The following is a 19,633-nucleotide window of genomic DNA, read 5'->3' on the forward strand; positions in this document are numbered from 1 at the left end:
GGGGTCGGCCACGGCGTGGGGGCGGCCGTGGTGGGGGGTGTGGAGACACACTCAACCGCGTTGGTATGTACCAGTCAAGGGTGTAGACCAAATAAGGTGTAGACCAATCAATCGGCCCGGGGGCCAATGGAGTCGAGACGGCCACGCGGGCGCCCCCAGCCGTGGCTGTGAGCGCCCGGGGGCGGTGATCCGGCGTACGAGCGGCTTCCGGTTGCGTGACGCCGGCCAGCTCAAGGGAGTTGGCGGCGGCGCCGGATCACCGCACCGCTCGGCCCGCGTACGCCCGGACGTCTGCGTCCGGGTCGTTCACCGCGGTGGCCAGTGCCGCACGGGCGTCCTCGTGTGCGGCATGCCGCAGCAGGCTGAGTACCGCGGCCTTGCGCACGTCGGCGTCGGTGTCGCGCAGCAGCTGGGCGAGGGCGGGGACACCGTCTTCCGGTGCCGCTCCGCCGAGGGCCTTCGCGGCGCCCGCGCGGACCTGCCACGCCGGGTCGGTGAGCGCCGCCGTCACGGTGGCGCGGAGTCCGTCCGGGACGCCGAGGACGCCCAGCGCTTCCAGGGCCGCGGCACGGACCAGGACGTCGGGGTCGTGGGTCAGGGCGTGCAGGGCGGAAGGCGTACCTTGCTGCGCCCGCGCGATGTGCGTGGCCAGGGCGGCGAACCCGCGCGCCACGGCGACCCGTACCTCACGCGCGGCGTCGCCGGCCGCCTCCGACAGGGCCTCGACCGCGTCCACCGAGACCAGGGCGCGTACGGTGGCCAGGCGTACCTCGGTGTCCGGGTCGGCCAGATGCACGGCGAACAGGGCCGCGTCGCCCAGGCGCAGGGCGCGCAGCACGTCCAGGGCCGCGGCGCGGGCCGTCGGATCCGCCGCCGTCAGTGCGGAGACCAACGGTGCCCTCAACTCCGGCTCCGCCGTGAGGACTTCGGCCAGCTCGCGCAGTGACGACGCGGCCGCGGCGCGCACCTGTCCGTCACTGTCGGTCAGGGCTGAGCCCAGCGCGGGGCCCGTTCCGGGTGGGGCCGTCTCGGTCAGCGCCTTCACGGCCGCGAGACGTACGGCGGCGTCCGGGTCCTTCAGGTAGGGCTCCAGCGCCGGGAGATCGGGTTCCTCCTCCGAGAGCGCGACCAGTTCGAGGATCCGTTCCCGGTTGGACTCCGAGGCTCCGTGCGTCGGGCCGTCGGACGGTGCGTTCTCGCCCGGTTCCGCGGGGCCCACCGCCGGCGGTACCTCCCGGCGTCCCGCCGTGGCCGTCGGGAGCGGATCCACCTCGCCCAGGTGGCGGGAGGGGCCGCCGGTGGGGGTGAACTCGTCGACGGGCACGAGGTAGGGGGCGACGGGACGCGCCGTGAACTCCATGGCTCCCGAAGGACCCTTGCGCAGGTCGAGGTGGTGCAGCCACTCCGTGTCGTCCCGCTGGGGGTGGTCGAGGCGCTCGTGGTAGAGGCCCCAGCGGGACTCGGTGCGGGCGAGCGACGACCGGGCCGCCATCTCCGCGCAGTCGCGGATGAACGAGACCTCCGCGCAGCGCATCAACTCGTGCGGTGTCCGGGCCCCCATCTCGGCGATCTCGTCCCGCATCCGCTCGAAGTGCTCCAGCGCCAGGGAGAGCCGGGCGCCGCTCTTGGGCGGAGCGACGTAGTCGTTGACGAAGCGGCGCAGCTTGTACTCGACCTGGGGCTGAGCCGGACCGTCGGGGTTGCGCAGCGGTCGGTAGATCAACTCGTGGGCCTCGGCGAGCTGGTCCTGCGGCAGCTCGCCCCGGTACGCCTTGTACCGGGCCGCGTCCTCGCCCGCGAGGTCTCCGAAGACGAACGCCCCGATCATGTAGTTGTGCGGGACGCAGGCCAGGTCGCCCGCCGCGTACAGGCCGGGGACGGTGGTGCGGGCGTGGTCGTCCACCCGTACGCCCGAGGCGGAGTGCCCGCCGCACAGGCCGATCTCGGAGATGTGCATCTCCACGTCGTGGGTGCGGTAGTCGTGGCCGCGCCCGGAGTGGAAGGTGCCGCGGGTGGGGCGCTCGGTGGAGTGCAGGATGGACTCCAGGGCCGAGATCGACTCCTCGGGCAGATGACTGAGCTTGAGGTAGACCGGTCCTCGGTCGGAGGCGACCTCGGCGGCGAACTCGGCCATCATCTGCCCGGACCAGTAGTCGGAGTCGACGAACCGCTGCCCGTGCCGGTTGACCTGGTGGCCGCCGAACGGGTTGGCGACATAGGCGCAGGCCGGGCCGTTGTAGTCCTTGATGAGCGGGTTGATCTGGAAGCACTCGATACCCGTGAGCTCCGCGCCCGCGTGGTACGCCATCGCGTAGCCGTCCCCGGCGTTGGTGGGGTTCTCGTACGTGCCGTACAGATAGCCGCTCGCGGGCAGCCCCAGCCGGCCGCAGGCCCCGGTCGCGAGGATGACGGCACCCGCCCGCACGACCACGAAGGCCCCGGTGCGGGTGTTGAAGGCCGCGGCGCCGACCGCCTTGCCGTCCGCGGTCAGGACCCGCACCGGCATCAGCCGGTTCTCGATACGGACCTTCTCGCGCACCTCCCGCCTGCGCAGCTGCCGGTAGAGGACCTTCTTGACGTCCTTGCCCTCGGGCATGGGCAGCACGTACGAGCCCGAACGGTGCACCTGGCGCACCGCGTACTCGCCGTGCTCGTCCTTCTCGAACTTCACCCCGTAAGACTCCAGACGCTGCACCATCTCGAAGCCCCGGGTGGCCGTCTGACGGACCGTCGACTGGTCGACGATGCCGTCGTTGGCGCGGGTGATCTCGGCGACGTAGTCGTCCGGTTCGGCACGGCCGGGGATGACGGCGTTGTTGACGCCGTCCATGCCCATGGCCAGCGCTCCGGAGTGCCGTACGTGTGCCTTCTCCAGCAGCAGCACGGACGCACCGCGCCCGGCGGCGGTGAGCGCGGCCATGGTGCCGGCGGTACCGCCGCCGATCACCAGGACGTCGCAGCTCAGCTCCTCCGCCGAGTCGAGGGCGGGGATCTCCGTCAGGGTCGCGGTCGCGGTGGTCATGGCAGGGGTGCCTTTCAGGACGTACGGGGGCAGCCGGGGGTCGCGCGGGGAGCCGGTGGGTGCTCGGGACGTGGGGCCGGGGCTACTCGAACGCGGGGGGCGAGGTTGCTTCGGAAGTACGGGAGCCGATGGTTGCTCGTGGAGTGCAAGGGCCGAGGGTCGCTCGGGAGGTACAGGGGCGAGGGTTGCCCGGGAGTGCGGGGCCGAGGGTCGCTCGGGACGTACGAGGCCGAGGGTCGCTCGGGACGTACGAGGCCGAGGGTCGCTCGGGACGTGCAGAGGCCGAAGGTTGCTCGGAACCTGCAATGGCCGAACGTCGCTCGGAACATGCAGGAGGCCGAAGGTTGCTCGGAACATGCAGGAGGCCGAAGGTTGCTCGGAACATGCAGGAGGCCGAAGGTTGCTCGGGACGTGCAGGGGGCCGAAGGTTGCTCGGAACGTGCCTGGGCCGGAAGGGCTCGGACCTGCCGGAGCCGAGGAAGGTCGGACGGACCGTGGCGGCCGAGGTCCCTTCAGGACGAGCGCGAGCCGAGGGACTCGAGGATGTCGTGGCGCAGTGCCACCGTCGCGGGATCGTCGCGGGCTCCGCGGTCACGGGGTCGCGGTACCGTCCGGACATCGGTGAGGCCCCCCGCGCCGAGCAGGGCGACGCGGTCGCCGAGGAACAGTGCCTCGTCCACGTCATGGGTGACGAAGACGACGGTGGCGCCGGTCCCGCGCAGCACCTCCACCAGCAACTGCTGCATGCCCGCCCGGGTCTGGGCGTCCAGGGCACCGAAGGGCTCATCCATGAGCACGGCCCGCGGCTGCCCGGCGAGCGCGCGGGCGAGTTGCACCCGCTGGCGCTGCCCTCCGGAGAGCCGGTGCGGCAACTGCCGCTTCAGGTCGGGCAGGCCGACCCGGTCCAGCCACTCCTCCGCCCTGGACCTGCGCTCGACGCGGCCCAGCCCTCTGATGGCCAGCGGCAGTTCGACGTTGGCGCGGGCCGTACGCCATGGCAGCAGCGCGTCCTCCTGGAAGACCAGCGCCCGGTCCGCGCCGGGACCCGTGACGGGTCGCCCGTCCTGGGCGACCCGTCCGGCGAGCGCGGGCAGCAGCCCGGCCAGCGTCCGCAGCAGGGTCGACTTCCCGCACCCGGACGGGCCGACCACCGTCAGGATCTCGCCGGGGGCGGCTTCGAGATCGACCCCGTGCAGTACGACGGCACCGGGTCGTCCGAGGTCCGTCCCGGTGAGGCTGAGACGCGCCCCGGAGGCGGGAGGTTCGGCCTTCGAGGCGGTGGAGGACGTATGGATGGCGGCGCCGGTGACGGCGGTGTCCGATTTCGTGCTCATGACGTGGCAGTCCCCTCGCGTCGCGGCAGCCAGTGCGTCAGGCGGCGTCCCAGGAGCTCCACCACGGTGGAGGTCAGCCAGCCGAGCACGCCGATGCTGACGATGCCGGTGAACACGCCCGGGTAGTCGAGGACGGTGTAGTCCTGCCAGGTGCGGTAGCCGATCCCGTACTCGCCGGAGATCATCTCCGCGGAGATCACGCAGATCCAGGAGACGCCGATCCCGACCGACAGCCCGCCGAAGATCCCCGGCAGCGCGCCGGGCAGCACCACGGAGGCGAGCACCCGCCACCGTCCGCCGCCCATGGTGAGCACCGCCTCCTCCCACACCGGGGCCAGCGCACGCACCGCGTGCCGGGTGGCGACCAGGACCGGGAAGAAGGCGGCGGTGAAGGTGATGAAGACGATGCCCTGCTCGTTGCTGGGGAAGAGCAGGATCGCCACGGGTACCAGCGCGATCGCCGGGACGGGCCGCAGCACCTCCAGGACCGGTCCGATCAGGTCCGCTGCCCAGCGGGAGCGGCCGACTGCCACGCCCGCTGCGACGCCGAGCACCGCCGCGAGCAGGAACCCGGTGACGATCCTGCGCAGACTGTCGGTCACGTCCTGCCAGTACGCCCCGTCGGCGAGCCGTTGGCCGAACTCCCGGGCCACGTCGGTGACCGACGGGAACTGGTCGAAACGCAGCCACAGTTGGACGTCCAGCGTGGTGAGCAGCTGCCACACCGCGAGCGCCGCAAGCAGAGACAGCACGCGTACGACCGGTCGGAGGCGGGCCGTGCGCCGAGCGGGTGCCGGCCGCACGGACGCCTTGCTCGCTTGCCCCGGCTTCCTCGGCGGGGCGGTCACCGCGGTCATGACGCCTGCTCCAGTGCGGTGGCGTAGGAGACGGTACGGGCGCTGGGGTGGGCCTGGATGTACGCGCGGGCGGCGGAGGCGGTGACGAACGGCCGCAGCTCCTTGCCGTCCTGGACCCAGACCGCCTTGGCGGCGTACCAGCGGGTGCCGTTGGCGGCGTCCGGTACGTAGGCGGCGCGCACATCGCCCTTGTGCCCGGCGACGAACTTCAGCAGCGCGGCGGGCGAGTCGAAGGGCCGGGTGCTGTCCTCGCCGTCGAGCCACACCTCGCTGCGCGAGGGCTCGGAGGTGGCGGCGAGCCGCTCGGCGTACTCCTTGCCGTACACGCGCTTGATCGGGCCGTCGTCGACGAAGGCGTCCACGTCCACGTCGCCCACGAGTTTCGCCGAGCGCAGGACTGACACGTCCTTCTTCAGCGCGGAGACGAGCTGGGGCTTGACGGTCGGGTCGAAGGTGGCGATGCCGCCGCTGCCGTTGTAGAGGTAGACGACCTCCGGGGGCAGGCCGGTGGCCTCGGCGACCTTCTCGGCGGCCTGGACGGGGTTTTCGTTCAGGTATCGCGTCGCCTCGATCTGCGCGGCGAGGAAGGCGTCGAGCACCTTCGGCCGCTGCTCCGCGAAGTCTTCACGGACCGTCACCCCGTGGAAGGTGGGCAGGTTCAGTTCCGCACCGTCGTACAGTGCCTTCGCCTTGCCCTGGAAGGCGAGCAGTCCGGGCCACGCCACGAACTGCGACAGGGCGTCGGCGCTGCCCGCCTGCAGTGCCGAAGCGCCCACCGACGGCTGCTGGTTGAGCTTGCGGATGTCCTTCTCCGGGTCGAGTCCGGCGCGCTGCAGCGCCCGTACGAGGGTCCCGTCGGCCGCCGAACCGATGCTGGTGGACACGTTCTTGCCCCGCAGGTCCTTGAGCGAGGCGAGCTTCGAGTCCGGCGCCGTGACCACGGTGTTGAGGGCGCCGCGCAGGTTGTAGCCGGTGACCGAGACGAGCCGGGTGGGGCGGTTCAGCTGTTTGCCGCGGGCGGCGTTGATCAGCAGCGGGAAGTCGCCCATGGACCCGATGTCCATCTTCCCCGCGGTCATCTGCGCGGTGATGGGCGCGCCCGTGGCGTAGTCCTGCCACTGGACCTTGTAGGAGATCCCGTCCCGTTTGCCCTGGGCGGCGAGTTCGCGTTCGAAGTAGCCGAGGGAGCGCAGCAGGGTGCCGGCGGTGACGGTGTTGATGGTCTTGGACTGGTAGCCGACGGTGACCGTGACGTGCTTGTCGTCGCCGGCCGCCGCATTGCCGCCGCAGCCCGTGACGAGCGTGCTGACGAGAGCTGCCGCGAGCAGGGCCGCGGGAGTCGTGCGTTTCATGGGGAGAGGGCCTTTCACCGCAGCAGGTAGGGCATGTTGACCGTGACGGCCCCGGTGGGGCAGCGGGCGGCGCAAGGGCCGCAGTACCAGCATTCGTCCACGTGCATGTACGCCTTGCCGCTGTCGGGGTTGATCGCCAGGGAGTCCAGCGGACACATGTCGACACAGAGCGTGCAGCCGTCGATGCACTTCGACTCGTCGACGGTCACGGGCACGTCGGCCCGCTGGGGCACCAAGGGCATGGCTGTCTCCAGTGAGGTACTGCGAGGGGTGAGTTACGCCTGATGTCCGACTCCTGGCATCAGGCTCCGCGTGGATCGCGGGTGATCACAGGGAGCGGCGCAGCAGCCCGCTCATCGCGATCCGGTCCCCGCGGAACCGGATGAACTCCAGGTCCACGGGCCTGCCGTCGCACAGATGGGTGAGGCGCTCCAGCATCAGCACGGCGGTGCCGCGCGGTGCCTGCAGGACGGTGGCGGAGTGCGCGTCGGCGTTGACGGCCTCCAGGGTGATCTCCGCGTGCCCGAGCGGTTGCCCGGTGATCTGCTCCAGCAACCGGAAGACGTCGGTGTTCTCCAGGTCGGCGCCGATCAGTTCACTGCCGATGTCCAGCGGCAGATAGGTGAGGTCGAGGGAGAGCGGCAGACCGTTCAGCTTGCGCAGCCGCTCGATGTAGAGGACGTCGGTGCCGGTGGGCAGCCGCAGTCGCTCGGCCACGGGTGCGGGCGCGGCGACCGGGCCCATGGTGCGCACCTCGTTGCTGACCTGGCCGTGTTCTCGCAGGGTCTCCGCGAGTCCCATCAGCCGGTCGAGTCCGTGCGAGTACTTCTCGGCGACGACGACGGTGCCCACGCCGGGCAGCCGCTCGACGAGCTGCTCGGCACGCAGCAGGTCCAGTGCGTGCCGGACGGTGTTCCGTGACATCTGGTAGTCGGCGGCGAGCACGTCCTCGTGCGGCAGTACGCCCCGGGGAAATCCCCCGGTCAGCACGAGGTGCCGCAGCAGGTCCGCGAGTTGCCGCGCCCGGTCGGCACGCAGCCGCCGGCGGCGGGCTGCGGCGAGCGGCGCGGTGTGCTCGCGGGTTCGTTCTGCTGGCATGCGGTGACCATACCGACGGTTGTCGCTCAGTGGTGTTACCGAACTATTGCGCCACCTGATTGCCTCTCACCAGGACGCTGACCTGCAACTTCCCGGGACTGCGTCCCGGTTTCGCCACTACGCGCCCTGCTCGGCCGTCAGCTGCGGACGAGTTCACGGCGGCGGCGTTCGAGGTACGCCCGCTCCGCGGGGTTCTCCGCCAGCGCGAGGGCGGACTCGTACTCTCGCACGGCCTCCGTGTGGCGGCCCAGGCGGCGCAGGAGGTCCGCGCGGACGGCGTGGAAGACGTGGTAGCCGTCGAGATCCAGCGCGTCCACGAGGTCGAGGGCCGGAGCCGGGCCTTCGACCTCGGCCACGGCGACGGCTCGGTTCAGAGCCACGACGGGGCTGGGAGCGATGGCCAGGAGGTGGTCGTAAAGCTGTCGGACCTGTCCCCAGTCCGTGGCCTGCGGGGTCGGCGCGTCGCTGTGCACCGCCTGGATCGCGGCCTGGATCTGGTACGGCCCCGGCCGGCCCAGGCGCAGGCAGCGGCGGACGAGCGACTGTCCCTCGGCGATCAGTTCACGGTCCCAGCGGCCGCGGTCCTGTTCCGGGAGCGGTACGAGCTCGCCGCGTTCGTCCTGCCGGGCGGCCCGGCGGGACTCGACGAGGAGCATCAGCGCGAGCAGCCCGGTCACCTCGGGCTCGTCCGGCATGAGTTCGGCCAGCAGACGACCGAGGCGTACGGCTTCCGCGCACAGGCCCGCCTCACCCTCGTACCCCTGGTTGAAGATCAAGTAGAGGACGGCCAGCACCCCCGCGAGCCGGTCCGGCAGGTCGGCGTCGCGGGGCACGCGGTACGGGATGCCGGCGTTGCGGATCTTCGCCTTGGCCCGCACCAGCCGCTGGGCCATCGTCGGCTCCGGCACCAGGAAGGCGCGCGCGATCTGCGCGGTGGTGAGCCCGCCCAGCAGGCGCAGGGTCAGGGCGACCCGCGCCTGGACGGCCAGGGCGGGGTGGCAGCAGGTGAAGATGAGCCAGAGCCGGTCGTCGCGCACGGGGCCCTCCTCGGGAGGTGCATCGGAGGTGTGCAACAGGGCCGCCTGGGTGTGCCGTTCGGTCCTGGTGGCTTCGCGGCGCAGCCGGTCGACGGCGCGGTTGCGGGCGGTGGTGATGATCCAGCCGGCGGGGCTCGGCGGCACGCCGGTTTCCGGCCAGCGCCGCAGGGCCGTGGTGAAGGCGTCCTGGACCGCTTCCTCGGCGAGGTCGATGTCGCCGAGGAAGCGGACGAGTACGGCGACCGCGCGGCCGTACTCCGCACGGAAGACGCCTTCGACGTCAGCGGCCGTCATCAGTCCTCGGCCTCGCCCATGAACGGTCGCACCTCGATCGGCAGTGTGGTCGCCAGCGCAAGCTTGCGGCCCCATCCCAACGCCGCGTCCAGATCGGGCGCCTTGATGAGGCTGATGCCGCCGAGCATCTCCTTGCCCTCGGCGTACGGTCCGTCGGTGACCAGGACGTCGCCGTCGCGGGGCCGCAGCACGGTGGAGGACTCAGGGCCGTGCAGTCCCCCGGCGAACACCCAGGCTCCGGCCTCGCGCAGCTCCCGGTTGAGGGTGTCGAGGTTCTTCTCGATCTCGCCGAGGACGTCCGGAGCGGGCGGTTCTCCGACGGGTTGCATCACATTGAGCAGGTAGTACTTCATGACGGTCTCCTGGGACGACGTGGTGGTCTGCCGGTCTCCCGGCCTCTCACCTCCTACACGAACGGCATCCGCCCGGATCGACACACCGCACACGGACACCGGTGAGAAGTTTCCGGAGAGCCACTCCGCATACATCGCCATGAACCCGTCGAGCTCTACACATAAAGAAAAAATAAGCGCAGAATGTATTTAGGCGGCGCTTACCGCACACCGCACCAGACGCGGTCAGAGCCTGCGATTCAAAGGAGACGAGTCATGGCCAACGTCTCGCCCACCAGAGGTGACATCACAGCTCACCCCGATGTACCCGAAATGCGCGACCGCTACGACCGCATGCTCGGCGGTCGCGATGTGGCGCTCGTGGACGGACCGGTGTTCCTGCTCGGTCTGTACTGCGCGGCATCCCCCTGGATCCTGCACTACACGACGAGCCAGCCGGCACTCGTGACCCACAACCTGATCATGGGCATCGCGATCGGCCTGCTGGCCCTCGGGTTCACCCGGGCACCGGAACGCATGTACGGCCTGAGCTGGGCCTTCTGCGCGATGGGGGTCTGGATGATCATCGCACCGTGGGTCGTCGGGGAGAGCCCGGACGCGGGCGTCATCGTGAACAACGTCATCATCGGCGCGCTGGCCGTGATCCTGGGGCTGGTGTGCGCCGGTACGGCGGCGAAGAGCACCCCGAGGCCATAGCGGCAGACCAAGAGCAGGACGCGTAGGCCGGTCCGCGCCCGCGGGTCGGCCCACGTGCGTCCGCCTCCGGGCGACCACGCTCATCGGGTCGGCATCAACCACGGTTCCTGGGGCAGGACATGGCCGGTCTCCAGGAGCGACTTGAGGTTGGACAGCACCGCCGGCCAGCCGGACGACACGTCGGCACGCGCGCTCTCGTCCGGCAGGTCCTCGTGGGTCACGGTGAGACGGACGATCTCGGCGTGCTGCTGGATGTCGAAGGTGACCCGGGAGTACTTGTCGTCCTGCCCCTCCTCGTCGGGCGCCACCCAGGTGGTGACAAGACGGCTGGGACGCTCGCTCTCCACGACGGTGCCCACCACGTCGGCGATGCCCGAACCGTCCGTACGGACGTGCTCCCAGCGGGAACCGGCCCGCCAGTCCGAGACGTTGCTGTGGCCCCAGTAGGCGGCGGTCAGATCGGCGTCGGTGAGGGCGTCCCAGACCTTCTCGGCGGTGCTCTCGATGTAGGTGACGTACACGTACGTGGGCTTGTCGGTCATGGCTTCCTCGGCTCGTCGTTTCACTGCCCCGAGCACGCGCAGGCGCGGACTCTCGAACTTGTCGATCCACCGCTCCTGGATCTCGTGGAGCGGTACCGGATTGAGGTAGTGCAGCTTTTCCCGCCCCCGCCGCACCGTGCTGACCAGGTTGGCGGCCTCGAGGACGGCCAGATGCTGGGTCACCGACTGGCGCGCCATGTCGATACGCGCACACAGCTCACCCAGTGTCTGCCCGTTGTCCTCGTGCAGCCGGTCCAGCAGCCGCCGGCGGGTTCCGTCGCTCAGCGCCTTGAAGACCTGGTCCATCTCGGGGTCATCATCTGATCGCACACTCAACGTTATGCAGGTAATTACCTGCATGTCAATCGGGACAGGTGAGCCACCTTGCCCGCTTCTACCCATAGCTGCCGAATGCCTGTTACACGACATATGGGAGCCCTTGATGAGGGATCCGTAGCTTCGAACGCATCGGCACGAACGAACCCCACCGAAGGACGATCCACTGATGCGTGCTCCCCGCACCCTGCGCACCGCCCTCATCGCCACCGGCGTCACCGCCGCGGTGGGCGTCTCGGCCGCCGGCGCCTTCGCCGTCGACGCGCCCTCCACCCCGACCGTCAGGCCCGCGGCACACCTGTCCAAGACCAAGCGCGTCCACGTGAAGACGGTGAAGCTCGCGGACAGGGTCACCCGGGCCAAGGTCTACAAGACCGGCAAGAACCGCTACGAGGCGGAGCTCTGGGCCAAGGACCGCCGGTACGGCGCCCTCTACACCCAGGGCAGGGCCGCCTACGCCCAGAACAACGGGCTGCACGTCACCCTCCACCCGAACGGCAAGGTCACATCCTGGGTCCAGCAGGCCAAGCCGAAGCCCAAGCCGGTGGCCAAGCGCGTCCTGGTCGCCGCGCCGACGCTGGCGGACGGCACGACGAAGGCGAAGCTCTACAAGCTGACGGACAACCACTACGAGGCCGACCTCTACGCGGGCACCACCCACCTCGACACCCTCGTCGCCCACGGCCACGCCGCGCACGGCGAGGACAACGGCCTGCACGTGTCCCTGCAGCCGGACGGCGAGTTGAGGTCCTGGCTGGACGAGCACTGACCTGGACGAGCAAAAACGCCTCGCCAAGCGTCCCCGCTCCCGGGCACCCTGCCCGCATGGACCAAGCGGAAGTACTGCTCATCGGCGGAAGGGCCGGGGTCGGAAAGACGACGGTCGGCTGGGAGGTGTCGGCCCGGCTGCGGGATGCGCAAGTGGCGCATGCCGTGATCGACGGTGACTTCATGGGGGCCGTCCATCCGGCGCCGACGGGCGACGCACACCGGGCCGGTGTCACGGAGCGGAACCTGGTTGCCGTGTGGGGGAACTACGTCGCCCTCGGATACCGGCGTCTCGTCTACACGAACACGGTGAGCGTGCTCGACGAGGCCGCGCCCATGTTCCGGCGGGCCATGGGCGCCGGCGTACGGCTCGTACGGGTCCTGCTCACCGCCACCGACGAGACTGCCGAACAGCGGCTGGCGGGGCGGGAGCTGGGCTCGGAGCTGGAGCACGAGACGAGGAGCAGCGCGCGCAACGCTCGGCTTCTTGAGGAGCGGGCGCCTGTGGGTGTGGTGCGCGTGGTGACGGACGGCCGCTCGGTGATCGACATCGCCTCGGAAGTGGTGGCCGTCACCGGCTGGGCCGACATGGGAGTTGGCGGGGCGTCGGCCACTGGTTGAACCGGGACGGACTGTCCCTGCCTGGAGGGGGAACTCAACCCTTGCGGGGACAGGAGGAAGAGGGGCGAAATGGAGATCTCGGGCATCATCAGTGCCATCGTGATCGGCATCATCATCGGTGTGCTCGGGCGGCTCGTGATTCCGGGCCGTCAGCGCATCGGAGTCCTGTGGACGATCCTCGTCGGCATCGTGGCCGCACTGCTCGGTTCGGCGATCGCGGCCGGCCTCGACGTGGGCGACACCGACGGCGTCGACTGGGTCGAGTGGCTCATCCAGATCGGCCTCGCCGCGCTCGGCGTCGCCGCACTGGACCGGACGAAGGCTCGCCGCTGACGCCGCACCCGAAGACAAGGGGCAGCGTGACGTTCAGGCGATTCCCGCGACGGCCCGCACGGGCGGCGAGGCCGTCGCGGCGAGCCACGCCGCTACGGAGTGAACACGTACGGGGTCGTGGTGGTCAGCGGCTCGAAGCCCAGCCGTTCCAGGATGGGACGGCTCGTACTCATGGCGTCGACCTGGAGGTACCGATAGCCGCGATCCGCGGCGGCGCGGGCGCGGTGGGCGACGAGTGTGCGGTAGATGCCGCGGCCCCGCCAGCCCTCGACGGTCCCGCCTCCCCACAGCCCTGCGAACCGCGTCCCCGGCACGAGCTCCATCCGCGCGGCGCTCACCGGAGTGTCACCGGCCAGCGCGACGACGGCGACCACCGTGTCCGGGGCGGCCGTGAGCCTGCCGAGCAATTGGTGCCGGAGCGCAGAGCCGTCGACGCCGAAGGCCTTCTCGTGCACTTCGGCCACCAGGTCGACGCCCGCCCGGTCGGTCACGGGCAGCACCCGGATGCCTTCCGGCGGCTCGGCGTCCAGGGTCAGGTCGGCGACCTCGCCGATCATCAACGTCTCCTCGGGCCGGGGCGCGAAGCCGGCGTCCCTGAGCCGTTGTCCGAGGTCCGCCGGGAGATCATGGCCGTAGAGCTTCCACTCGAACTCGCGCCCGAGCCCGGAGAAATGGGCGATCTGCCCGGCGATCGCCTCGTCGACGCTCGCCTCGTCCAGGTCGGACCACACGATGCCGTTCCAGCCGCGCGCGGACGACACCTGGCGCACGACCCCGTCCACCCGCTCGACCAGGGCGTCGGGGCCGTCCGGCCGCGCGCCTTCGCGCATGTCCCGGTCGAAGAGGGCGAGCACCGCGGCATGATCCATGGCGCGACCTCATCACGGGGCCACTGCCCGGGCAACACCTTTTATGACGAGCCGGCACCTCCTCGCCGTCCGGCCGTACGTCGACGAAGCTGGGGTGCGCAGGGAAAGCCGCACCGCTGGGAGGGCCCGTACACCATGGCCGCGAAGGACACCGAACTGCCGTATCTGCGCCGCTGCGTCGCGCTCGCGACCGAGGCTCTCGAGGCCGGGGACGAGCCGTTCGGCTCGGTGCTGGTGGGGGCGGACGGCACCGTGCTCGCCGAGGACCACAACCGGGTGGCCTCGGGCGACCGCACTCGGCACCCCGAGTTCGAGCTGGCACGCTGGTCCGCGGCCCATATGACGCCCGAGGAACGGGCGGCCGCGACGGTGTACACCTCGGGCGAGCACTGCCCGATGTGCGCGGCCGCGCACGCCTGGGTCGGCCTGGGACGCATCGTGTATGTCGCCTCTTCGGAGCAACTGACCGTCTGGCTGGCCGAGTTGGGCGTACCCGCCGGACCGGTACGGCCGCTGCCGATCCGGGAGATCGCACCGGGCGTGACCGTCGAGGGCCCGGTACCCGAACTCACGGAGATCGTCCGCGCGCTGCACGTCCGGTTCCACCGGCCTCAGGGCTGAGCCCGCCCGCTAGCCGAGCTCCAGCGTGGTGACGCCGAAGACGCGCTCCCGGGCGTACCGCCGCACCGGCCCGGTGTACATACGGGCGGTTTCGAAGGACGGCGTGAGCCCTGCCTCCTCGGCGAGCGCGACGCCCGCCGGGTTGGTCTCGGGCACGTCGACGGCGACCTCACGGCCGGCCGCCTCGGCGGTCAGGGCGGCGAACAGGGCCCGCGCGTCCTCAGGAGTGTCGGCGAAGAGCGGGCCGATGCGCGGGCAGTCGTGGCCGGGGCGGATCACGCCGTAGCCGGTGACCCGGCCGCCGGTGCGGCGGACGACGGCGTGATGTCCTGGGCCGGTGAGCCAGTGCGCGAGGAAGCGAGGGCGGTCGGCGGGGGTGCAGGCGCTGTCGTACGCGGTGATCTCCGCCAGATCCTCCGGCCGTACGGCGTGGACGTCCGCCGGGGCCTGGGCGGCGGGCGCGGTTCCGCTGAAGCGGAAGGTGCGGTGGGCGAGCTCGAAGCCGGAGCGGCGGTAGTTGTCCTGCTGGTCGACGACGCCGTCGAGGCCCACCGTGCGGTTCTCCGCGTGCGCCAGCGCGGTCTTCCAGGTGGTGAGGCCGAAGCCCTGGCCGCGGACGTCGGGGCGGACCAGGTACCAGCCCAGGAAGCTGTAGTCCGCTCCGTAATTGACGACGGAGATCGCCGAGACGGGCTCGCCGTCGATCCGGCCGATGAAGAAGCCCTCGGGGTCCTGCGCGAAGAATGCCTCACTGTCCGCGAGCCCCGGGTTCCAGCCCTCGCCGACGGCCCATCCGCGGACGACCGGCCAGTCGTCGAGGCCGGCCTGCGTGATCACGAGGTCCTGGGGGGCCGGGGACGCCATGGGTGTGCTCCGTTCCGTGCGGGTTCGGGGGATGCGGGCGTGGTGATCGCCCGCGCCCACAGCATCCTCGCGGATCTTCCGGGAGCACGTCACGGCATGATCAAGCCGTTGCCCCGCGCAGGTGGCCGTTCGGACGGATGTGCGCATGACGAAGGCCCCACCGCCCGCCGGGTGGGGCCTTCCCTACCGCGCGTGAGGCGCGGGTCAGCTCACCGCCTGCGGGCGGAAGCGCCGGTACAGCACGGCTCCGCCCACTACGAGGAGCGTGCCGCCCGCCGCTGCCGCGGCGAGGGCCTGGTCCGCGCCCGTGTGGGCGAGGGTGCCCTCGGGCTCCCCCTGCGGGACGGGCGCGGGCGGGGCCGGCCGGGGCTGGTGTGCCCGGGGCGGTGCCGGCTTCGGCGCCGGCTTCGCGGTGTCGGAAGGGCGGTCGCCGGGACCGTTCACCGACTCGTTGTCGATCGCCGCGTTCCCGACGCCGACCACGTTCACGCTGTTCCCGCTGACGTTCACCGGGAGGTGAACCGGGAGCTCGACGACGTTGCCGGACGCGATGCCCGGCGAATCCTTTCCGCGGCCCTGGGCCGAAGCCCCGCTGTGCGACGCCGCGCGCTTCTTGCCGCCGTCCTCGTTGGCGCAGGTGTTGCCGACGGCCGGATTGAGCAGCCCCACCACGTTCACGGTGTTCCCGCACACGTTCACCGGCACATGCACCGGCAGCTGAACGGTGTTGCCGGAGAGAAGCCCCGGCGATTCGGCCGCAGCACCATCCGCCACGGAGTCGGCATACGCCGGGAACGTCACAGCCATCGCGCCCGAGGCGGCGACGGCGATCACACCGTATCGGGTAACCCGTCTCATAGGTTCCCTGCCTTCCAGACATGGTCGCGGGCACTCGCCCGCACCGGATAAAACGCAGGCGAACCATCCGAGTTATGGCTAATCGGCCATTCACCCCATCGAGCGTCAGGGTTGTCGAACTAGCGGTAAAAACTTCCACCGGCAACGAAAGGGGCACAGGGTACGCCCGCACGGGCGGTCCCGCACGTCCGGAGGCGTGCGTTCCGGGGCCCGCCTATCGTGAGCCAGGACGCCGTTTACCGGTCCGCGACGGGCGTCCCTGGAGGCATCGATGCTTGCCCACCTGTCAACGCGGCCCGTGCTTCGCCGCTGCGCGGTGACCGGCGCGGTCGGGCTGGCCCTGCTCGGCACGGGGCTGCCCACGGCCACGGACAGCGCCGAGCCGGACCTCACGCGGTTCTACCGGCAGAAGGTCACCTGGGCGAAGTGTCCGGGCGAGGCGCCGAAGGACATGCAGTGCGGCAAGGTCACCGTCCCTCTCGACTATGCCCGCCCCAAGGAGGGGACGCTCGACCTGGCGCTCGCCCGCTACCGGGCCACCGGCGACAAGCAGGGCTCGGTGCTGGTGAACTTCGGCGGGCCGGGCGGTGCCGGCGTCCCCCAGTTCGCCATGGGCGGCAAGGAGTTCATGGAGCTGACGGACGGCTACGACATCGTGACGTTCGATCCGCGCGGCGTCGGCAGGTCCTCGCCGGTCAGCTGCGGGGACGGCGAGGAGAACATCGACATGGCCGAGGACGGCACGGAGCTCGGCCGTGATCCGCAGTCCGTCCTCGCCCACTTGAAGAAGGCGGCCGACGCGTGCGCCCGGCACTCCGGCCCCGTCCTCCCCTACATAGGCACGATCAACGCCTCGCGCGACATGGACGTGATGCGCGCGGCCCTCGGCGACAAGAAGCTCAACTATCTCGGCTTCTCCTACGGCACACGGCTCGGCTCGGTGTACGCAGCCCAGTTCCCCGACAAGGTCGGCCGGTTCGTGCTCGACGGCGTGGACACGCTGACCGAGTCGCTGATGGAGCAGGGCGTCGCGAGCGCCAAGGGGCAGCAGCAGGCGCTGGACGAGTTCATCAACTGGTGTGTGCAGGACATCGCCTGTCCGTTCGGGCAGGACGCGCGCGAGGCCCGCAAGCAGGTCGTACGACTCGTCGACTCACTGGACGAGAATCCGGTGCCCTCGGCGTTCGGCGAGCCGTTCACCGGCCAGGACCTGGTCGGCGCCCTCGGCCAGGGGCTCTACAGCGAGGAGATGTGGCCCTCCCTGGAGCGGGCCCTTGCCTCGCTGGTCGAGGACGGCGACACCCACGCCATCGAGGCCTTCGCGGCCGGCGGTGCCGCGCCCTGGCGGCGCGCGGAGACCGAAGACCCCGAGGGGACCGATGGCCCCCAGGAGTCCGAGGAGCCCGACGGCGGCCTGGTCGACGAGGAGGACGTCCCCCTCGACAACCTCCCCGCGGCCCTGATGGCGGTCAACTGCGCGGACGACCCCGACCGCCCCACCGGCAAGCAGATCGTCGACGGCCTCGACGACCTGCGCGCCGAGTACGAGCAGGCGTCGCCGGTCTTCGGCCCCTACCGGCTCACCGGGGTGCTGATGTGCTACGGCCGCCCCAAGGGCACGGACTTCATACGCGACGACGTGAAGGACGTGGACACGCCGAAGATGCTCCTCGTGGGCACCCGCGGCGACCCGGCCACGCCTTACCGCTGGACCGAGGAGACGGCGAAGCGACTCGGCCCATCCGCCGTGGTCCTCGACAACAAGGGCAGCGGCCACACCGGATACGCCTCTTCCAAGTGCGTGCACCGCAAGGTCGACGCCTTCCTGCTGTACGGCACGCTGCCGCCCGACGGCAGCTCCTGCGGGCCCGAGGAGCGCCGGCAGTAGATCCAGGGCGAGGGTGATGGATTGCCCCAAATGCCCGATCGGTGAATCGGTCCTATCGTGCTCTTATGGAGCACGCACTCAGTCCCACGACCCTCTCCGAGCTGCGGCGCCCGCGCCCCTATCCGGCCGTGTCCGTGCTGACGCCCACGCATCCCCGGGAGCCCTATCGGGCCCAGGACCAGGTCCGGCTGCGCAATGTCGTGGCCGAGGCCAAGAAACAGCTGGAGGCCGATCCTTCGGTCACCCGCGAGCGCCGGGTCGATGTCGAACGGCAGCTCGATCAGGCCCTCGCCGAGATCGACCTGACGCACGCCGAGGACGGCCTGGTGATCTTCGCCGCTCCGGGCGAGCACCAGGTGTGGTCGGTCGCCCGCACCGTGCCCGAGCGCGTGGTGCTCTCGGACACCTTCCTGACCCGCAACCTCGTCTCCGCACAGGCCGCCGAGCGACCGTTCTGGGTGCTCTCGGTCTCCGCGGACCGCATCACCCTGTGGCACGGCGCCCTGGACCGCGTCACCGAGGCCCGCGTCGGCGGCTTCCCGCTGACCCGGGACATCCAGAACTTCGACGCGGAGCGCCAGGAACAGATCGGCGACGTGCCGAGCAAGTTCCGCGACGAGGACACGCGCCACTTCCTGAAGGAGGCGGACTCCGCGCTGGGCGCGGTACTGCAGCACAACCCGGGGCAGCTGTACGTCACCGGTGAGCCGGCCGCGCTGTCCCTGCTGGACGAGATCGGCGGCATCACCAAGTCCGCCGTGCACGTCCCCCACGGCGGGCTCGCGCACGGCACCCGCGAGGCGGTGTGGCAGGCGGTCCGGCCGGTCATCGACGCCGAGAACCGCAGGGGGACCGACGCCGTGGCCCGGGAGCTCGAAACCGCCCTCGGCCGCAAGGCGTTCGCCGCCGGCGTCGACGAGGTGTGGCGCAGCGCGCGCGAGGGCCGGGTGCGGCTGCTGGCCGTCGAGGAGAACTACCGCGTGACGGTGCGCGGCGAGGACGGCGATCATCTGATCCCGGCGGAGAGCGGCGACCTCGACGCCCGCGAGGACATCGTGGACGAGATCGTCGAGCAGTGCCTGGAGACCGGCGCCGAGGTCCGCTTCGTGCCGGACGGCACGCTGATCGACGCCCAGGGGATCGCAGGCGTGCTGCGGTACTGACGCCGAAGCGTCGAGGAGGCACAGCGGCCGCCCGTTCGCCTCCTCGTACGCTGCCGCGGGCGCGCTCACGTCATACGCTGCCGAAGAGCGCGCTCAGGCCGCGCTCCACGACCGCCCCGAGGTCCTCGTCACCGGACGCGACCACCGCGTACGTCCGCAGCAGGAAGCGGTTCAGGGCGGCGGTGTCGAACTGGAGCAGGGCCATGCCGTAGGGCGAGTGCAGCTCCACGACCGTACGCTCCTCGCCGCACGGCCAGATGTGCACGTCCCCGTCCCCGGCCGGCCCACGCAGCCCCGCTTCCAGCAGGCCGCGGGCAAAGGTCCAGGTCGCACCGTGACCGTCGAGGGAGACGTCGCCCGGGAAGTCGACGTACACCGCCAGCGGGTCCGTGGAGGCGTAGCGCAGCTTGGCGGGCACGGACAGTTCGCGCTCGTCCCCGGTGATCAGACGGGCGTGGGCGGGCTGCTCGAGGGCGATGTCCATGGGCGGTCTCCCCTGCGGGTCGGCGGTCGGGCTCGGTTTTTTGCCGCTGCCCTCTTACGACCCCGCAAGTGCCCTTTGCATTACGTCCAAGTGGACATCATTTTTGTGACCTGCGTCACTACCGATGAGTGCAACCCCGCGAGGGGTACCCGTCACCGCCCCACCCCTAGAACATGCGACCGTCGAACATCCGAATGACCGCCGTACAATCGCCCGCGAGGACCGCCAAGTGGCGTACGCCGC

Annotated in this window: 20 protein-coding genes; 7 read left to right on the forward strand and 13 right to left on the reverse strand. The window is 70.9% G+C overall.

Annotation, left to right across the window (positions count from 1 at the left end; translation table 11 throughout):
* Positions 1 to 256: 256 nt before the first annotated feature.
* The 8 genes from AB5J55_RS02840 to AB5J55_RS02875 form a co-directional block, all read right to left on the reverse strand.
* Positions 257 to 3,022, reverse strand: a complete 2,766-nt coding sequence (locus AB5J55_RS02840) for a fumarate reductase/succinate dehydrogenase flavoprotein subunit (RefSeq protein WP_369269105.1) — start codon at positions 3,020 to 3,022, stop codon at positions 257 to 259.
* Between the two features lie 512 nt (positions 3,023 to 3,534).
* Positions 3,535 to 4,356 carry an ABC transporter ATP-binding protein gene (locus AB5J55_RS02845; protein WP_369269106.1) on the reverse strand — a complete coding sequence of 274 codons (822 nt, stop codon included), beginning with the start codon at positions 4,354 to 4,356 and terminating at the stop codon, positions 3,535 to 3,537.
* Entirely contained in the window at positions 4,353 to 5,213 is an 861-nt protein-coding gene (locus AB5J55_RS02850) for an ABC transporter permease (RefSeq protein WP_369269107.1), read from the reverse strand. The genes AB5J55_RS02845 and AB5J55_RS02850 overlap by 4 nt, the downstream gene beginning before the upstream one ends.
* Entirely contained in the window at positions 5,210 to 6,565 is a 1,356-nt protein-coding gene (locus AB5J55_RS02855) for an ABC transporter substrate-binding protein (protein WP_369269108.1), read from the reverse strand. Before AB5J55_RS02855 ends, AB5J55_RS02850 begins: the two co-directional genes overlap by 4 nt.
* A gap of 14 nt (positions 6,566 to 6,579) precedes the next feature.
* Complete coding sequence (locus tag AB5J55_RS02860; RefSeq protein ID WP_031480193.1) at positions 6,580 to 6,807, reverse strand: ferredoxin family protein; 228 nt, start codon at positions 6,805 to 6,807, stop codon at positions 6,580 to 6,582.
* 85 nt (positions 6,808 to 6,892) lie between these two features.
* Positions 6,893 to 7,663: a GntR family transcriptional regulator gene (locus tag AB5J55_RS02865; protein ID WP_369269109.1), complete on the reverse strand. Its 771-nt coding sequence runs from the start codon at positions 7,661 to 7,663 to the stop codon at positions 6,893 to 6,895.
* Between the two features lie 137 nt (positions 7,664 to 7,800).
* Positions 7,801 to 8,994 carry an RNA polymerase sigma factor gene (locus AB5J55_RS02870; RefSeq protein WP_369269110.1) on the reverse strand — a complete coding sequence of 398 codons (1,194 nt, stop codon included), beginning with the start codon at positions 8,992 to 8,994 and terminating at the stop codon, positions 7,801 to 7,803.
* Positions 8,994 to 9,347 (reverse strand): YciI family protein, encoded by a 354-nt coding sequence (locus AB5J55_RS02875; RefSeq protein ID WP_369269111.1) that lies wholly within the window; start codon positions 9,345 to 9,347, stop codon positions 8,994 to 8,996. Before AB5J55_RS02875 ends, AB5J55_RS02870 begins: the two co-directional genes overlap by 1 nt.
* A 255-nt stretch (positions 9,348 to 9,602) precedes the next feature.
* On the opposite strand from AB5J55_RS02875, the gene AB5J55_RS02880 reads away from it, so the two are divergent.
* Positions 9,603 to 10,043 (forward strand): SPW repeat protein, encoded by a 441-nt coding sequence (locus AB5J55_RS02880; RefSeq protein WP_369269112.1) that lies wholly within the window; start codon positions 9,603 to 9,605, stop codon positions 10,041 to 10,043.
* An 80-nt stretch (positions 10,044 to 10,123) separates the two neighbouring features.
* On the opposite strand, the gene AB5J55_RS02885 is transcribed toward AB5J55_RS02880, so the two are convergent.
* Positions 10,124 to 10,891, reverse strand: a complete 768-nt coding sequence (locus AB5J55_RS02885) for an ArsR/SmtB family transcription factor (protein ID WP_369276072.1) — start codon at positions 10,889 to 10,891, stop codon at positions 10,124 to 10,126.
* Between the two features lie 199 nt (positions 10,892 to 11,090).
* On the opposite strand from AB5J55_RS02885, the gene AB5J55_RS02890 reads away from it, so the two are divergent.
* The 3 genes from AB5J55_RS02890 to AB5J55_RS02900 all read left to right on the forward strand — a co-directional run bounded on the left by AB5J55_RS02890 (position 11,091) and on the right by AB5J55_RS02900 (position 12,643).
* Positions 11,091 to 11,690, forward strand: a complete 600-nt coding sequence (locus AB5J55_RS02890; RefSeq protein WP_369269113.1) for a hypothetical protein — start codon at positions 11,091 to 11,093, stop codon at positions 11,688 to 11,690.
* 56 nt (positions 11,691 to 11,746) lie between these two features.
* The gene (locus tag AB5J55_RS02895; RefSeq protein ID WP_369269114.1) at positions 11,747 to 12,310 is read left to right on the forward strand and encodes a hypothetical protein; all 564 of its coding nucleotides are present in this window, start codon (positions 11,747 to 11,749) and stop codon (positions 12,308 to 12,310) included.
* 69 nt (positions 12,311 to 12,379) lie between these two features.
* Positions 12,380 to 12,643: a GlsB/YeaQ/YmgE family stress response membrane protein gene (locus tag AB5J55_RS02900; protein ID WP_328429850.1), complete on the forward strand. Its 264-nt coding sequence runs from the start codon at positions 12,380 to 12,382 to the stop codon at positions 12,641 to 12,643.
* Positions 12,644 to 12,735: 92 nt separating this feature from the next.
* Here AB5J55_RS02900 and AB5J55_RS02905 read toward each other — a convergent pair whose 3' ends face one another.
* Positions 12,736 to 13,512, reverse strand: coding sequence for a GNAT family N-acetyltransferase (locus AB5J55_RS02905; protein ID WP_369269115.1), 777 nt, complete (start codon positions 13,510 to 13,512; stop codon positions 12,736 to 12,738).
* Positions 13,513 to 13,647: 135 nt separating this feature from the next.
* On the opposite strand from AB5J55_RS02905, the gene AB5J55_RS02910 reads away from it, so the two are divergent.
* A complete protein-coding gene (locus AB5J55_RS02910) occupies positions 13,648 to 14,133 on the forward strand; it encodes a nucleoside deaminase (RefSeq protein WP_369269116.1) in 486 nt (161 codons plus the stop codon).
* A gap of 9 nt (positions 14,134 to 14,142) precedes the next feature.
* On the opposite strand, the gene AB5J55_RS02915 is transcribed toward AB5J55_RS02910, so the two are convergent.
* A complete protein-coding gene (locus tag AB5J55_RS02915; protein ID WP_369269117.1) occupies positions 14,143 to 14,997 on the reverse strand; it encodes a GNAT family N-acetyltransferase in 855 nt (284 codons plus the stop codon).
* Between the two features lie 204 nt (positions 14,998 to 15,201).
* On the reverse strand, positions 15,202 to 15,855 hold the full coding sequence (locus tag AB5J55_RS02920) for a chaplin (RefSeq protein WP_369269118.1): 654 nt from the start codon (positions 15,853 to 15,855) through the stop codon (positions 15,202 to 15,204).
* A gap of 271 nt (positions 15,856 to 16,126) precedes the next feature.
* On the opposite strand from AB5J55_RS02920, the gene AB5J55_RS02925 reads away from it, so the two are divergent.
* Complete coding sequence (locus AB5J55_RS02925) at positions 16,127 to 17,743, forward strand: alpha/beta hydrolase (protein WP_369269119.1); 1,617 nt, start codon at positions 16,127 to 16,129, stop codon at positions 17,741 to 17,743.
* A gap of 65 nt (positions 17,744 to 17,808) precedes the next feature.
* Entirely contained in the window at positions 17,809 to 18,906 is a 1,098-nt protein-coding gene (locus AB5J55_RS02930; RefSeq protein WP_369269120.1) for a chemotaxis protein, read from the forward strand.
* 70 nt (positions 18,907 to 18,976) lie between these two features.
* On the opposite strand, the gene AB5J55_RS02935 is transcribed toward AB5J55_RS02930, so the two are convergent.
* On the reverse strand, positions 18,977 to 19,390 hold the full coding sequence (locus AB5J55_RS02935) for an SsgA family sporulation/cell division regulator (protein ID WP_369269121.1): 414 nt from the start codon (positions 19,388 to 19,390) through the stop codon (positions 18,977 to 18,979).
* Positions 19,391 to 19,633 lie beyond the last annotated feature (243 nt).

It is taken from the genome of Streptomyces sp. R11, from assembly GCF_041051905.1.
Lineage (GTDB): Bacteria > Actinomycetota > Actinomycetes > Streptomycetales > Streptomycetaceae > Streptomyces.